Source organism: Streptomyces sp. G-G2, from assembly GCF_030063135.1.
Classification (GTDB): domain Bacteria; phylum Actinomycetota; class Actinomycetes; order Streptomycetales; family Streptomycetaceae; genus Streptomyces.
Window position 1 is genome coordinate 66,802 of the sequence record NZ_JASISO010000013.1, and the last position, 15,271, is coordinate 82,072.

Sequence of the window (15,271 nt, forward strand, 5' to 3'; positions counted from 1 at the left end):
TGGTCAGGCCCTCCCGGTCAGGCCCTCGCGGTCAGGGGCCGGACGTCACGGAAGCACGGCCGGGCCCGGCCGTCAGGGACCCGACGTCAGGGCCGGGATGATGTGGTCCCCGTACGCGTCGATCACCGCTTCCCGCGCGTCGTGCATGGCGTACACGGCGAACTGGTCGACGCCGAGGGCGCGCAGCGCGCGGAGCTTCTCGATGTGGGCCTCCGGCGGGCCGAGCAGGCAGAAGCGGTCCACGATCTCGTCCGGGACGAAGTCGGTGGACGGGTTCCCCGCGCGGCCGTGGTGGCTGTAGTCGTAGCCCTGGCGGGACGTGATGTACTCGGTCAGCGCCTCCGGGACCAGCCCGGAGTGCTCGCCGTAGCGCGAGACCAGGTCGGCCACGTGGTTGCCGACCATTCCGCCGAACCAGCGGCACTGGTCGCGGGCGTGCGCGAGGTCCTCGCCCACGTACGCCGGAGCCGCCACGCAGATGGTGAGGGCGTCCGGGTCCCGGCCCGCCGCGGTGGCCGCGTCCCGGACCGCCTTGATCATCCACTCGGTGAGGAAGGGGTCGGCGAGCTGGAGGATGAACCCGTCGGCCTTCTCCCCCGCGAGGGCGAGCGCCTTCGGCCCGTACGCCGCCATCCACACCGGGAGCTTCCCGTCCCGGATCCACGGGATGCGCAGCGCCTTGCCGTCCACCTGCGCCTCGCGGCCCTCCGCCAGGTCCCGGATGACCCCGATCGCCTCCCCGAGCCGGGCCAGCGTGTTGGGCGCGCGCCCGGCCACCCGCATCGCCGAGTCCCCGCGGCCGATCCCGCAGACCGTGCGGTTGCCGTACATGTCGTTGAGGGTGGCGAAGGTGGAGGCGGTCACCTCCCAGGTGCGCGTGCCCGGGTTGGTGACCATCGGCCCGACCCGCATCCGCCGGGTGTGCTCCAGGATCTGGCTGTAGATGACGAACGGTTCCTGCCACAGCACGGCCGAGTCGAAGGTCCACCCGTAGCGGAAGCCGTTGCGTTCGGCGCGGCGCATGAGGCTGACGACCGCGGAGGCGGGCGGGTCGGTCTGCAGGACGAGTCCGAAGTCCAAGGGACCAAGCTCCTTAGAGGTACTGACAGGCGGGACCCCCTTCCGGGAGATCCTTCCACATCAGGCCGTACCGAACCGGGTGCGACGACGCCTCGTACGCGCGTCGCGGAGGGACAATCCTCGGTGGTCCGACCGGCCTTGGGAAGGGGACCTCCGCCCGCGGCCGCCGCGCCCGGCCGCCGCGCCCCGCTCGGCCACGCCGTCGCGGCCGACCCCCGTCGGCCCCGTCGATCACGGGCCCAGCCCGGTGGAGGCTGTGTTCAAACGGCGTGTGAACGCGTGCGCGGTGAACGGCGGCCGTCGGACCGCGGCGGGTGGAACAGCGGGTGACGCGGCGTCAAACATGGTTCCACCGGCCCGGTTCGGGCCTGCGAGAGCGCTGCCGAACGACTGGTAGGAAAGTTTCCTGTTTGCTAGCATCCCGCTCGGCGGCTCGGCGCGGTGCCCGGTGTTTTCCGGGCGTGACGCGCTCAGCGAGAGCTCTGACCCGGCCGCCGCGGCACCGCTCCCCCCAGCCCGTCCGCGGGCCGAAGCGCGGGGCCGGGTACCTGCTGCCCAGCTCTCCTCACCCCCGTAGGCCAAGGAGTCAGGAATGCACCTGAACACCTCAGCTTCGCCCCGCACCGCCCCACCACGCCGCACCCTGGGCGTGGTCCTCGCCTCCGTACTCCTGCTCGTCGGCGGCCTGTTGCTCGCCTATCCCGAACGGGCGGGGGCCGCCGCCGACCCCGTCATCTCGCGCGGCAAGACCGCCACCGCGTCCTCCAGCGAGACGTCCGCCTTCGGTCCGCAGAACGCCTTCGACGGCAACTCCGCCACCCGCTGGGCGAGCGTCGAGGGCAAGGATCCGCAGTGGATCCGCGTCGACCTCGGCGCGGACGCCACCGTGAGCCGGGTCAGCCTGAGCTGGGAGGCCGCGTACGCCAAGGCGTACCGCGTCGAGATCTCCGCCGACGGCACCACCTGGACGCGGCTCGCCAACGAGACCGCCGGGAACGGCGGTACCGACGACTGGACCGGTCTCACCGGCAAGGGCCGCTACCTGCGCGTCTACGGCACCGCCCGCGGCACCGCGTACGGGTACTCGCTGCACGAGGTCGAGGTGTACGGCACGCTCGACGGCGGACAGCCCCCGCAGACCGGGGCCTTCACCGTCGTCGCCGCCGGTGACATCGCCGCCCAGTGCACCGCCTCGGACAGCTCCTGCGCCCACCCCAAGACCGCCGCGCTGGCCCAGAAGATCAACCCGAAGTTCTACCTGACGATGGGCGACAACCAGTACGACGACGCCCGGATCGCCGACTACCGCGCCTACTACGACAAGACCTGGGGCGCGTTCAAGGACAAGACGCACCCGGTGCCGGGCAACCACGAGACGTACGACCCGGCGGGAACGCTGGCCGGGTACAAGTCGTACTTCGGATCGATCGCCTACCCCCAGGGCAAGAGCTACTACAGCTTCGACCAGGGCAACTGGCACTTCATCGCCCTCGACTCCAACTCCTTCGACCAGAAGGCCCAGATCGACTGGCTGAAGGCCGACCTCGCCGCCAACGGCAAGTCCTGCGTCGCCGCCTACTGGCACCACCCGCTGTACTCCTCGGGCGGTCACGGCAACGACCCGGTCAGCAAGCCGGTCTGGAACATCCTGTACGGCGCCAAGGCCGACCTCGTGCTCAACGGCCACGACCACCACTACGAGCGGTTCGCCCCGCAGGACCCCAACGGCAAGGCCAACGCCGACGGGATCACCGAGATCGTCGGCGGCATGGGCGGCGCCGAGCCCTACCCCATCGAGAACGTCCAGCCCAACAGCCAGAAGCGCATCAGCGGTGAATACGGCGTGCTGAAGCTGGACTTCACCGACTCCGGCTACAGCTGGAACTACGTCGGCACCGACGGGAAGAGCAAGGACGCCAGCCCGAAGTACACCTGCCACTGATGTACCTGGCCACCACCGGCCGCCGCGACGCTCCGGCCCCGCCCCCCACCGAGGGGGCGGGCCGGCGCGTCCCCGCCGCCGTCCTGACGCTCGGCATGGTCAGCCTCGTCACCGACATCTCCTCCGAGATGGTCTCGGCGGTGCTGCCGCTCTACCTGGTCCTCGGACTCGGCCTCTCCCCCATCCAGTTCGGCTTCCTCGACGGCCTGATGGGCGGCGCCACCTCCGTCGTCCGGCTGCTCGGCGGGCACCTCGCCGACCGCGGCCAGCGGTACAAGCAGATCGCCGGGATCGGTTACGCCCTCTCCGCCTGCTCCCGGCTCGGCCTGCTCCTCGCGGGCGGCGCCACCGGCGGGATCGCCGCGGCCCTGGCCGCCGACCGGGTCGGCAAGGGCATCCGTACGGCGCCCCGCGACGCCCTGATCACCCTCAGCAGCCACCCCGACGAGCTGGGCCGGTCCTTCGGCGTGCACCGGGCCATGGACACCACCGGCGCGCTGCTCGGCCCGCTCGCCGCCTTCGCCCTGCTCTGGGCGAGCGCGGGGGCGTACGACGCGGTGTTCGTCGCCAGCTTCTGCGTCGGCCTGCTCGGCGTACTGCTCCTGGTCCTGTACGTCCCCGGGCGCTCCCTCCCGGCCCTGCCCCCGGCCGCGCGGCCGAAGCCGACTCCGCGCCGGGGCAGGGCACTTCGGGCCCTCGGCGACCCCGCCTTCCGGCGGATCCTCGGCGCCGCCGCCCTGCTCGGCGCCGCCACCATCGGGGACGCCTTCGTCTACCTGCTGCTCCAGCGGCGCCTCGGGCTGTCCGCCGCGTGGTTCCCGCTCCTGCCACTGGGCGCGGCGGCGGGCTACCTGCTGCTCGCCGTCCCCATGGGCCGGATCGCCGACCGGGTCGGACGGCGGCTGCCCTTCCTGTGCGGGCACCTCGCCCTGCTCGGCGCCTACCTCACGCTGCTCGCCCCGGAGGGCGGCCCGGCCCCCTTCCTCCTGGCGGGCGTCCTCGCGCTGCTCGGGGTGTTCTACGCGGCCACCGACGGGGTGCTGATGGCCCTGGCGGGTTCCGTACTGCCCGCCGACGGCCAGGCGGGCGGGCTCGCCCTGCTCCAGACCGGCCAGGCCCTGGCCCGGATGCTCGCCGCGGCGGGCTTCGGCGCCGCGTGGACGCTGTGGGGCCAGCAGTCCGCCCTGTGGGCGGCGACGGCCGCCCTGCTCGCCGCGCTCGCGGGCGGCTGGGCCCTGCTGCCGCGTACCGCGTCCGCCGAGGGGCCGCCGGTATCCCCGACCCCCGAAAGGCGCACCGGATGACCCTCAAGTTCCCCAGGCCCACGGACCCCGGCGCTGACGCGGCCCCGGGCGCCGACCCGCACGCCGGCCCGCACGCCGGCCCCGACCCGGGCGTGCCCCGTGCGGCGAAGCCCGCGCCCCGGCCCGGCGCCCGGGCCCGGATCGCCCTCGTGGCCGCCGCCGTCGTACTCCTCGGGGGAGGCTCCGTCGGGTACGCCGTGCACGCCGGGCAGGGACACCGGTCGCAGAACCAACGGGGCGGCGCCGACGTCTCGTTCACCCTCGGCGGACCGGCGATCTACTTCCGGGACCCGGCCACGGGGCGGGTCGCGCACCAGCCCCTCACCGCGCCGGGGAGCCCCGCGCCGGACCGCGTCGGGGGCGGTCCCGTCTGCGACCGCTTCCACGCCGCCGGGGACACGGCCCTGTGCCTGCGCGCCGAGCCGGGGGTGCTGCCGAAGACGTACGCGATCGTTCTCGACCGGAACCTGCGCGAGGTGAGCCGGACCACCGTGCCAGGGATCCCGACCCGGGCCCGGGTGTCCGCCTCCGGGCACATGCTGGCCTGGACGGTGTTCGCCACCGGGGACTCCTACTCCACCACCGGCTTCTCCACCCGGACCGCCGTCCTGGACCAGCGCACCGGGTACCTGGTGAAGTCCCTGGAGGAGATCCCGCTCACCCTCGACGGCGCCCGCCACCACGCCCCCGACGTCAACTACTGGGGGGTGTCCTTCGCCAGGGACGACGAGCGCTTCTACGCGACCGTCTCCACCAAGGGGCACACGTACCTCATCGAGGGGAACATGAAGGACTGGTCGGCGAAGGTGCTGCGGGAGAACGTGGAATGCCCGTCCCTGTCGCCGGACAACACCCGGGTCGCGTTCAAGAAGCGCGTCTCCGACGACCCCGCCGCGCCCTGGCGGCTGTACGTCCTGGACCTGCGGACCATGGTGGAGACTCCGCTCGCCGAGACGCGCGGCATCGACGACCAGGCGTCCTGGACCGACGACCACACGGTCGCCTACGCCCTGCCGGGCGCGGGCGGTCGCGCGAGCGACGTCTGGAGCGTGCCCGCCGACGGCACCGGCACGCCCCGGCTGACCGTCGCGGGGGGATCGTCACCGGTCGCCCTGGCGGGCTGACCACGTGCGGGCGCGGCGGTGCCCCGGGGACCGGGACCACCGGCTCGGCCGAGTGCGCAGGGCGGCGGTGTCGGGCGCGCACGCACCCCGACCGGCCGTCCCCGGGCCCACCGCGCGGCCCGCTTGGTCCAGACCTATTGACCTCCGGTCTAGACCTCCCTACTGTCTTCCACCACCCCACGCACCTCCCAGGGTTCCCCACAGTCCAGGAGGCAATCTCCCATGCTCCGTCGCACCGCACGCGTTCTGATGGCCTGTACGGCAGCCGCCCTCGCGTTGCCCAACCTGATCGCCGCGGCCCAGGCACCCGCACCGGCGGCCGACGTCTGCGCCGTCAAGTCGAGGCCCGCGGGCAAGGTTCTCCAGGGGTACTGGGAGAACTGGGACGGCGCCTCGAACGGCGTCCACCCCCCGCTCGGCTGGATCCCCCTCACCGACAGCCGCATCCAGAGCCACGGCTACAACGTCATCAACGCCGCGTTCCCGGTCATCCGCTCGGACGGCACCGTCCTGTGGGAAGACGGCATGGACTCGACGGTCAAGGTGGCCACGCCGACCGAGATGTGCCAGGCCAAGGCCGCGGGCCAGACGGTCCTGATGTCGATCGGGGGCGCGGCGGCGGGCATCGACCTGAGTTCGAGCGCCGTCGCCGACCGGTTCGTCGCGACGGTCGTGCCGATCCTGAAGAAGTACAACTTCGACGGGATCGACATCGACATCGAGACCGGACTCGTCGGCAGCGGCAGCATCAAGACGCTGTCGGCCTCCCAGGCCAACCTCGTCCGCGTCATCGACGGCGTGCTCGCCCAGATGCCCTCGAACTTCGGTCTCACGATGGCGCCGGAGACGGCCTACGTCACCGGGGGCAGCGTGGCGTACGGCTCCATCTGGGGGGCGTACCTGCCGATCGTGAAGAAGTACGCGGACAACGGCCGCCTGTGGTGGCTGAACATGCAGTACTACAACGGCAGCATGTACGGCTGCTCGGGCGACTCGTACTCCGCCGGTACGGTCCAGGGCTTCACGGCGCAGACCGACTGCCTGAACAAGGGGCTGGTGGTCCAGGGCACCACGATCAAGGTGCCCTACGACAAGCAGGTCCCGGGCCTCCCCGCCCAACCGGGCGCGGGCGGCGGCTACATGGCGCCCAGCCTGGTGGCGCAGGCCTGGAACACGTACGGCGGCGACCTGAAGGGCCTGATGACCTGGTCCGCGAACTGGGACGGCTCGAAGAGCTGGACGTTCGGCAACAACGTCAAAGCCCTCCAGGGCCGCTGAGCCCCCCGGCCTGACCCCCAAACCCCACCCACCCCGCTGTGGCCCCACCGCGCCCCGCCCCCGGTGGCGCGCCCCGCCCCCGGTGGCGCGGGAGCGCGGTCACCGGGCCGGCGGCTGCGGTGGCCGGATGAGGCGGCGGACGGCTTCGACCACTGTCGTGCGGTGGTGCGCCAGCCGGGCCGGGGGCCAGGCGGCGCCCGGGTCGTCCGTGGTCGAGCCGCTCGTCCGCCCCGTCCAGGCCTGCGCCAGGCCCGTCACGAGGGCGAGGAGGTCCGCCGGGTCGAGGCCGGGGTCGATGAGCCTCCTGGAAGGAGCGGACGGCGTCCTCCGTGGTCCCGTCGTACCGGCCCCGCTGGGGGCGCGGCCACAGACCGACCTGGGCGAGCCGTACTTGCAGCTCGACCACCGGGGGCCCCTGGTCGCCCCGTTCCAGCGTTTCGGGCGGTGGGGGCGACGACCGCGCGGGGTCGTCCGGAGTGGGGCTCGGGCTCCCCACGGGCCCCGGGGGGACGGAAGCCGAGGCGCCGTCCGCGGGCGGGGCGGTGACCGAGGCGGACGGGTGCGGACCGGGACGGAGCCGGACGATGTACGGAGGAGCTGGGTGCGACCGACGGCGCGGCGTTCGAGGCGTCCGGGGAGGGGGCGCCGGTCGGGACGATGAGCAGCGTGGCCGTGGGGCAAGCCGTCGAGCGCCCGGAGTCCGTAGCCACGTGGACCAGGGCGGCGGTCGCTGCCACGCCTACGACGGCGGCCACGGCGATCGCCCACCGTGATCCGCGCCGCCGACGCACGGACCGTCCGGCCGCTCGCGGGCCCGCGGGCCCGCGCCGCGCCTCGCAAGGACGGACACGCTGCGGGAAGTCCCGGTCGTCTCCCGGCCCGCTGTCCCGCGGTACCCGTACGTGCGCGGGCGGAGCGGGCGCTTCGTCCGGGGGCTGCGCCATGGAGAGGTAGGGACGGATCCGCTGGTGGCCGAACTCCTGGCCCTCCCGGTCCTGGGGGCAGGTGCAACGGGCGCCGACGCCGCGTCGCGGACAGCTCGGGGTGGTCACGGGTCTCCTGTCGAATGCTCGGGTCACGCGGAATGCGTGGGTGCGCCGACGCCGCACGCGCGCGCACGTGCCGGGTGGGCGCCGGGACAACGCGGCCCCCTCGCACCCGGTCACCACCTGCGCCGCGGGCATGCCGGAGGCCGGAGCAACTCAGGGGAACCGAAACTCAGGTGAACGGCTGCTCGTGGGAACGCCGACTCCTGGGAACGGGCCCCGCGGTCCGCGGTCCCGGCGGGCGGCGCTCCTTCGACGACACGGCCCAAGGGCTGTCGCGTAGTCCCCGCGGGCGCGCGACGTCGGCTACGGCACCTCGCCGCGTTGTCGGATCGTCCGCGTGCGCCCCGCGTGAGCACGATCCTCCGCCGTGCGGTGCACCGCATCTGACGCCGCGCGCTGATCAGCCGCGGATTGCGGGACAGCCCTCAGGACTGGGTGGCGCCCAGGATCAGCCGGCCCACGGCATCGCCCAGCACGGAGCGGGCCTGGGCATCCAGCCCGTCGTCCGACACGAAGTAGTCGATTTCCGACAGGGTGATGAACCGGCTGAGGCCCACCACGCCCCACTTGGTGTGGTCCGCGACCACGGCCACCTGGGTGGCGGATTCGACCAGCGCGCGGTTGGTCTGCGCTTCCGCGAGGTTCGGGGTCGTCGCACCGGCCCGTTCGGAAACGCCGTGGGCGCCCATGACGAGCAGGTCCACCTGGAGGGAGCGGATCGACTGGTCCGCCAGCGGACCGACCAGGGAAGCAGACTTCGTGGGAGTGCCGCCGGTGAGGAGCACCGTACGGCCCACCGAACCGGTCTCCGCTCCCGTCGGCCGCAGCAGCTCCGCGACCGGCAGCGAGTTCGTCACCACGGTCAGGCCCGCGACGTCCCGGAGTCGGGCCGCCACCGCGTAGGAGGTCGTCCCCCCGGAGATGGCGACGACGCTGCCCGGCTTCACGAGAGCCGCCGCGGCCTCCGCGACCGCCGCCTTGGCCCGTGACTCCAGGCCGGTCTTGGTCTCGAAGGGCGGTTCGTCCCCGGTAGTCGCCGAGGCTCTGATCGCGCCGCCGTGCACCTTCGACAGGGAGCCCCGGCCGGCCAGCACGTCGAGGTCGCGGCGGATGGTCATGTCCGAGACGCCCAGCTGTTCGACGAGTTCGGCCACGCGCACCGCGCCGTCGCGGCGCACGATGTCGAGGATCAGTGCCCTCCGCTGGGGTGCAAGGCGCGCCGCGTCCGTCACGATCTCGTCCCCGCTTCTCTGCCGGCCGTGTGCGGTGTGAAAAACACACAACAACCCTCACGAACGAACAGTCTACGTCGGCGGGCCGCCGGCCCGGGGTGCTCCTCATGCGAGGCGCCGGGCACCGGGCGCCGGTGAAACGGCGAACAGGTGCGGCGCGCGGTACCCGGCCGCGCGGAACGCTCGGGTGACAGCGGTCTCCAGCGCGCTCGCGTGCTCCTCGGCAACCAGCACGATGACGGATCCGCCGAAACCGCCGCCGGTCATGCGCGCCCCCAGCGCGCCCGCCTCCAGAGCCGTGTCCACCACCAGGTCGGTCTCGGCGCACGAGACCGCGTAGTCGTCCCGCAGTGACGCGTGGCCCGCCGAGATGATCGGACCCAGTGCCGCGACGAGCCCCGCCCGGAGGTGGGCGACGGCCTCGGCGACCCGCGCGTTCTCGGTCACCACGTGCCGGACCAGGGGCACCAGGTGCGCGGGAAGCAGCCGCCCGGCGCGGGGCAGGTCGTCCGGCGAGAGGTCCCGCAGCGCCGCCAGGCCGAGCAGGCCGGCAGCCCGCTCGCAGCCGGCCCGCAGAGCGGCGTACGCGCCGTCCCCGAGGTCGTGCTTGACCCGGGTGTCGACGACCAGCAGGCGCAGCCCCTCCGTCTCCGGGGCGAACGGCACCTGTTCGTGGACCCCGGCCCGGATGTCCAGGTGCAGGGCCTGGCCGGCGGCGCAGCAGGCGGAGGCCATCTGGTCCATCATCCCGCAGGGGACGCCCGCGAAGCCGTTCTCCGCACGCTGGGCGATCAGAGCGAGCGCGGACGGCGTGAGACCGAGCCCGTAGAGGTCGCCGTAGGCGAAGGCGACCGCGCATTCGAGCGCGGCCGAGGACGACAGGCCGGCTCCGGTCGGCACCGTGCTGTCGATGTGGAGGTCGGCGCCGCCGGTCTCGTGCCCGGCCTCGCGCAGGGCCCAGACGACTCCGGCCGGGTACGCGCCCCAGGTGGTGACGGCTCCGGGCACCAGGTCGGCGACGCCGAGGTCGATGACCGGGCCCTCCCCCTGCTCGCTGTGCAGTCTCAACCGTCCGTCCCGGCGCCGCCTCGCCGCGACGAGGGTGTTCTGCGGGATGGCGATCGGCAGGGCGAACCCGTCGTTGTAGTCGGTGTGTTCGCCGATCAGGTTGACCCGGCCGGGCGCTGCCCAGACCCCGTCGGGGTCCGCGCCGAAGACGCGCCGGAAGCCCTCTTCCACGTGGCGGACCGCGCGGTCCTCGCCGTTGCCCGGGACGGGGGTCCCGGTCATGACGCGACCTCCCGCAGCCGTTCGGCCGCCGCTTCCGGCGCCACGTCGTTGACGAAGGAGTCCATGCCCGATTCCACTCCGGCGAGGTACTTCAGCTTGTCGGCCGTGCGCCGGACCGTGAACAGCTCCAGGTGCAGGGCCAGTTCCGCCCCGACGGACTTCGGCGCCTGGTGCCAGGCGGAGATGTACGGGGTGGGAGCCGCCTGCGCGAGCGCCCCTTCACGGAGGAACAAGCGGTCGAACCGGCGCAGCAGTTCCAGGTACATGCCGGGGAACTCCGCGCGCTCCGCCTCCGTGAGACGCGTGAGGTCGGGGACCCGGCGGTGGGGATAGAGGTGGACCTCGTAGGGCCAACGGGCGGCGTAGGGAACGAACGCGGTCCAGTGTTCACCGGCCAGGACCACGCGCGAGGCCGCCGCGCGGGCCTGCGCCAGCAGGTCCTCGAAGAGGTTCCCCCCGGTGGCGGACCGGTGCGCGTTCGCGACGGCGACCATCTTGGCGGTGCGCGGCGAGACGAAGGGGAAGGCGTAGATCTGGCCGTGCGGGTGGGCGAGGGTCACGCCGATCTCCGCGCCGCGGTTCTCGAAGCAGTACACCTGCTCGACGCCGGGCAGGGCCGTCAGCGTCTCGGTACGGTCCGTCCAGGCGTCGAGGACCAAGCGTGCCCGGTCCTCGGTCAGCTCGGCGAAGCTCGCTCCGTGCTCGGAGGTGAAGCACACGACGTCGCAGCGCCCGACGCGCCCGGCCAGGGAGGGGAAGCGGTTCTCGAACACGGCCACGTCGTAGTGCGCCGCGGGGATCTCGCCGTAATGCCCGTCCCCGGAGGGGCAGAGGGGACACGCGTCGGTCGGCGGATGGTGAATGCGGCCCTGCCGGTGCGAGGCGATCGTCACCCAGTCACCGGTGGCGAGGTCCAAGCGCAGTTCCGGCCGGCTCTCGACGGGCTCCAGCGGACGCCGGTCGACCGCGTCCCGCTCGGCGTCGTCGTCCAGGTCGTAGTAGATCAGCTCGCGGCCGTCCGCGAGCTTCGTCGTGGTTCTCTTCACGGAACGTGCCCGTCTCTCGAATGTACGGCGGCTCCGGGAGCCACACATCGACAAGAGTAAACAAGAATCAACTGAAGTCAACGTTCGAGTCCGAGCCTTGGGTGCGATCGCCCGTGCGGGACGGCCCGCACGGCCGTCGGGAGCCGTGTGGCCCGGTCATGCGGGAACGCGCTTACGGCGCCTGCGTGTTCGCCAGGATCAGGCGGCCCACGTTCTCCCCGAGGAGTGCGCGCGCCTGCGCGCCGAGCCCGTCGTCGGACACGAAATAGTCGATCTCGGACAGTGCGGCGAACCGGCTCAGACCGACGACGCCCCACTTGCTGTGATCGGCCACGACAGCCACCCGCGTCGCCGCGGACATCAGGGCGCGGTTGGTCTCCGCTTCCGCGAGGTTGGGAGTGGTCGCGCCGGCGCGTTCGGAGACGCCGTGGGCGCCGACGATCAGCAGATCGACCTGTAGGGACCGGATCGCCTGATCCGCCAACGGCCCGACCAGCGAGGCCGACTTGGTGGGGGCTCCTCCCGTGACCAGCAGGGTCGGCCCGTCGGGCCCCTCCTCCCTCCCGGACGGCCGGAGCAACTCCGCCACGGGCAGGGAGTTGGTCACCACGGTCAGCCCGGCGATGTCGCGCAGCCGGTGCGCGACGGCGTACGTGGTCGTCCCTCCCGCGATCGCGACGACGCTGCCCGGCTTCACCAGTTCGGCCGCGGCGTCGGCGACCGCCGCCTTGGCCGTCGCTTCGAGGGTGAACTTGGCTTCGAAGCCCGGCTCGTCGGACGTGGTGCCGGAGGTGCGCACCGCCCCGCCGTGGACCTTTTCGACGGCTCCGGCCTTGGCCAGCACGTCCAGATCGCGGCGAATGGTCATGTCGGAGACCTTGAGTTGCTCCACGAGCACGGCCACGCGCACCGCCCCCTTGCGGCGCACCGTGTCGAGGATCAGTTCCCTCCGTTGAGCCGCTAGCGGTGTCGACTCCGTCACAATTCCACCCGATGCTCTCCAACGAATTCTGGATGGCAGAAATTGTACACTGCATCCAATACCGGGGACAGGAGAGCCGCTCGGCGGAATACGGTCCCCGACTGTCGGCCCGAGAACGTCTTTTCGCGGATTTGCGCCCGCATGAACGGCCGTTACCGGAAACAGGGTTGCGTACTTCCTCGGGTGTTGCGTGGGGATTCGGTTCTACCGCGGGACACCGCATGGCAAAGAACTGGCGCGTGCCCGGAATTGGGTGCGTTCCGAATTTTCCTTTCCGAGTCGATTTCCCGCGATCGGGATCGGACGAGCCGTTCACCCACCCGGTACGGCCCGTCCCCGCCGTGGTCCGCGGGCAGCCCGCCGAGGCCCGTCCCCTCCGGGACGGCCCTCGGGCGCGGACCACCGTCGTGTGCGGGATGTCAGTGCGGCAGTCCGACGGCGCGTTCGCCGCTGCGGCGCTGCTGGATGACGACGGCGGCGACGAGCCGGGCGACGGCCAAGAGGGTGCCGCCGATGCCGCCCTTGCCGCCCTTGAGGGCGCAGCCGCCGAGCGCCGCCGCGGTGATGGCCTTCAGTTCGAGCCCCTCGCTGCCGGAGACGGGCTGTCCGGAACCGGTCCGGGCCGTCAGCAGGACGCCCGCGACGGCCGCGACGATGCCGATGAGGGCGTAGACGGCCACCAGGTACTTGTTGATGTTGATGCCTGCCAGCCGGGCGGCGGTGTCGTTGCCTCCGATGGCGTAGAGGTTGCGGCCGATGTCCGTGTACGTGAGCAGGACGTGCACGGACATCGCGACGACCACGAGGATCCAGATCGTCGCGGGGACGCCGGCGATCTTGCCCCGGCCGAGGAAGACGAAGACGGGGTCGTTGAGGACGTACCCCTGCGCGCGACCGCCGGAGACGAGCTGGGCCACGCCCTTGCAGGCGGCCAGCCCCGCGAGTGTCGCGATGGTGGGATTGACGCGCCCGTAGACGATGACGACCGTCTGGACGATGGCGAGCAGGCCGGTGATGGTCGCGGCCTCGCCGATGACCTGAACGTTGGCGAGGCTGAGGAAGTTGTCGTTCAGCGTGCCGAACAGCGCCAGGACCACGACGAGGGCGCCTATCCTCGCCGCCGCCCCTTCCTCCACCCAGACGCGGCCCTCGGTGTCGACGGCCAGTCCGTCCGGCACGCCGGCCTCTCCCGTGTGGAGGAAGGGGCGGCGGGCGGAGAGCTCACCGGTGGCGGGGTCGCGGTCGAAGACGTCGACCACGTGCGTCGGGCTGTCCCTCAATCCGCAGACCCTCGTGTTCGGCGGCTGGCTGGCCGACCGCCTCGGCGAGCCGCTGTTGCGACAGGCCCGCGAGGTCATCGCGGAGCACGCGCTGCCGGCGACGCTGCAGGCGCCCACCCTCCAGCTGAGCACCGTGCGGGACAACCCCGTCAGCCTCGGCGCCGCCACGTTCGCCCTGGAAGGCTTCCTCGACGACCGTGAGACCTTCGGTCCCGTGGCGGCGGGGCGCCGCGCCGCGCGGGCGGCGAAGGCGCGGACCGCCTGAGGCGCGGGAGCGGCGGGCGGGGCGGGGCGCACCGGGGCCGGGTCGCGCGGCTCCGCTCAGCCCGCGGGGGGCGCCGTACTGTCGCGCACCACCAGCAGGGGTGCGACGGACGCCTGACGCGTGGTGTCCGTCCCGCCGATCTGTTCGAGGAGCAGCGTGACGCAGTGCCGCTCCACGGCGTCGAAGTCCTGCCGGACCGTCGTAAGGGGAGCGGGGAAGAACGCGGCCTCCGGGATGTCGTCGAATCCGATCACGCTCACGTCAGTGGGCACGCGCCGCCCCGCCTCGTGCAGCGCGCGCATCACACCGAGGGCCATCTGGTCGTTGGCGGCGAAGATCGCCGTCACTTCGGGGCGGGCGGCCAGCGCGCGTCCGGCCTCGTACCCCGAGGCGGCGGACCAGTCCCCGTACAAGAGGGGCGGGGCGACCGCGCCGGCGTCCTTGAGCGAGCGGTGCCACGCCTCGGCCCGACGCCGCGCGGCATAGGAATCCCGCGGTCCCGCCACGTGCCAGACCGTGCGGTGCCCGAGCCCCAGCAAGTGCGCGACGGCACTGCGGGTCCCCTCGGCCTGGTCGATGTCGACGTTCGCGTAGCGGTGGCCGGTGTCGCCGTCGGCGAAGACCACGGGAACGGCGGACGGCAGCCGCAGTTCGGGGGTGTCGAGGATCTGCGACTCGATCAGGATGATGCCGTCCACCGACTGGACCATCAGTTGCTGGAACGCCTGGCGGACGGCGGCTCCGGTCTGTGCGCGCGCCCATGAAGTTCACAAACAGGTCGGCTTCGCGGGCGGCGTCGGAGATCGCCGCGAAGGTCCTGGCGTTGCCGTACGCGCTGATGTCGAAGCTGATGACGCCCAGCGTGCCGAACCTCCCGGTGACCAGCGCCCGCGCCGCGGTGTTGGGCCGGTAGCCCAGCATCTTCATGGCGGCCAGCACCCGTTCACGAGTGGAAGCGTCCACATTGTCCCGGTTGTTGGCCACGCGGGAGACGGTCTGCGACGAGACCCCCGCCATGGCGGCGACGTCGGCCATGGAAGGTGACTGCCGTAGCGGACGGGATCGTGACGCTCTTGTTCCGACTTCGCGCGGCATGTGAACCGGAGCTCCGAACCGGGCTCTGAACAGCAGACTGGGCAGTAGCCCCTGTGGATGTTATCGCTGGACATCACGGGACGATCGGGCCAAGGGGGAAACGGCCGACGAAACGGGTGGGGACTGCCCGGACCTGGGGGCGACCCCCTCCCCGCCTTCCGCCCGCCCTGCGCCCTACTCGTCAGTTTCCTTGACACCGGCCCGCGGCGCTTCGAGACTCTCCTCAACTGGCGATGTTAACGCAAACATGCGTGTCAACGCAGCCGGGCTCCGCTCCGGCCCGCTACGGACCGCCCCGCTCGCT

General features: G+C 72.5%; 12 protein-coding genes and 2 pseudogenes. 5 read left to right on the plus strand and 9 right to left on the minus strand.

Translation table 11 applies throughout. The features are described from left to right. Positions 1-72: 72 nt before the first annotated feature. Entirely contained in the window at positions 73-1,080 is a 1,008-nt protein-coding gene (locus QMF80_RS13205) for a TIGR03842 family LLM class F420-dependent oxidoreductase (RefSeq protein WP_283452757.1), read from the minus strand. A 592-nt stretch (positions 1,081-1,672) separates the two neighbouring features. On the opposite strand from QMF80_RS13205, the gene QMF80_RS13210 reads away from it, so the two are divergent. From QMF80_RS13210 to QMF80_RS13225, 4 genes are all read left to right on the plus strand, one after another. Next, the gene (locus tag QMF80_RS13210) at positions 1,673-3,022 is read left to right on the plus strand and encodes a discoidin domain-containing protein (protein ID WP_283452759.1); all 1,350 of its coding nucleotides are present in this window, start codon (positions 1,673-1,675) and stop codon (positions 3,020-3,022) included. After that, entirely contained in the window at positions 3,022-4,326 is a 1,305-nt protein-coding gene (locus QMF80_RS13215) for an MFS transporter (protein ID WP_283452761.1), read from the plus strand. The genes QMF80_RS13210 and QMF80_RS13215 overlap by 1 nt, the downstream gene beginning before the upstream one ends. Beyond that, positions 4,323-5,450, plus strand: coding sequence for a TolB family protein (locus tag QMF80_RS13220; RefSeq protein WP_283452763.1), 1,128 nt, complete (start codon positions 4,323-4,325; stop codon positions 5,448-5,450). The genes QMF80_RS13215 and QMF80_RS13220 overlap by 4 nt, the downstream gene beginning before the upstream one ends. A gap of 222 nt (positions 5,451-5,672) precedes the next feature. Then, on the plus strand, positions 5,673-6,728 hold the full coding sequence (locus QMF80_RS13225; RefSeq protein WP_283452765.1) for a chitinase: 1,056 nt from the start codon (positions 5,673-5,675) through the stop codon (positions 6,726-6,728). Positions 6,729-6,827: 99 nt separating this feature from the next. On the opposite strand, the gene QMF80_RS38290 is transcribed toward QMF80_RS13225, so the two are convergent. The 7 genes and pseudogenes from QMF80_RS38290 to QMF80_RS13255 all read right to left on the minus strand — a co-directional run bounded on the left by QMF80_RS38290 (position 6,828) and on the right by QMF80_RS13255 (position 13,607). Continuing rightward, a complete protein-coding gene (locus tag QMF80_RS38290) occupies positions 6,828-6,986 on the minus strand; it encodes a hypothetical protein (protein WP_502962836.1) in 159 nt (52 codons plus the stop codon). Between the two features lie 91 nt (positions 6,987-7,077). Next, positions 7,078-7,224, minus strand: a pseudogene (locus QMF80_RS38295) (hypothetical protein); the annotation flags it as partial. Positions 7,225-8,202: 978 nt separating this feature from the next. Further along, positions 8,203-9,009: a DeoR/GlpR family DNA-binding transcription regulator gene (locus QMF80_RS13235; RefSeq protein WP_283452768.1), complete on the minus strand. Its 807-nt coding sequence runs from the start codon at positions 9,007-9,009 to the stop codon at positions 8,203-8,205. A gap of 105 nt (positions 9,010-9,114) precedes the next feature. Next, entirely contained in the window at positions 9,115-10,299 is a 1,185-nt protein-coding gene (gene galK / locus QMF80_RS13240; protein ID WP_283452770.1) for a galactokinase, read from the minus strand. Beyond that, entirely contained in the window at positions 10,296-11,345 is a 1,050-nt protein-coding gene (gene galT, locus QMF80_RS13245) for a galactose-1-phosphate uridylyltransferase (protein WP_283452772.1), read from the minus strand. Before galT ends, galK begins: the two co-directional genes overlap by 4 nt. Positions 11,346-11,517: 172 nt before the next feature. Continuing rightward, entirely contained in the window at positions 11,518-12,327 is an 810-nt protein-coding gene (locus QMF80_RS13250) for a DeoR/GlpR family DNA-binding transcription regulator (RefSeq protein WP_283452774.1), read from the minus strand. 419 nt (positions 12,328-12,746) lie between these two features. After that, the gene (locus QMF80_RS13255) at positions 12,747-13,607 is read right to left on the minus strand and encodes an ABC transporter permease subunit (protein WP_283452776.1); all 861 of its coding nucleotides are present in this window, start codon (positions 13,605-13,607) and stop codon (positions 12,747-12,749) included. 13 nt (positions 13,608-13,620) lie between these two features. Between QMF80_RS13255 and QMF80_RS13260 the strand changes: the two genes are divergently transcribed. Beyond that, positions 13,621-13,872, plus strand: a complete 252-nt coding sequence (locus QMF80_RS13260) for a hypothetical protein (RefSeq protein ID WP_283452778.1) — start codon at positions 13,621-13,623, stop codon at positions 13,870-13,872. A 56-nt stretch (positions 13,873-13,928) separates the two neighbouring features. Here the strand turns inward: QMF80_RS13260 and QMF80_RS13265 are convergent. After that, positions 13,929-14,907: pseudogene (locus QMF80_RS13265) on the minus strand (LacI family DNA-binding transcriptional regulator). Between the last annotated feature and the right edge of the window lie 364 nt (positions 14,908-15,271).

What these genes read in the sequence shown, in the direction of transcription:
- QMF80_RS13210 (WP_283452759.1), top strand. Translation starts at nt 1,673, where the DNA reads ATGCACCTGAACACCTCAGCTTCGCCCCGCACCGCCCCACCACGCCGC.
- QMF80_RS13215 (WP_283452761.1), top strand. Translation starts at nt 3,022, where the DNA reads ATGTACCTGGCCACCACCGGCCGCCGCGACGCTCCGGCCCCGCCCCCC.
- QMF80_RS13220 (WP_283452763.1), top strand. Translation starts at nt 4,323, where the DNA reads ATGACCCTCAAGTTCCCCAGGCCCACGGACCCCGGCGCTGACGCGGCC.
- QMF80_RS13225 (WP_283452765.1), top strand. Translation starts at nt 5,673, where the DNA reads ATGCTCCGTCGCACCGCACGCGTTCTGATGGCCTGTACGGCAGCCGCC.
- galK (WP_283452770.1), bottom strand. Translation starts at nt 10,299, where the DNA reads ATGACCGGGACCCCCGTCCCGGGCAACGGCGAGGACCGCGCGGTCCGC.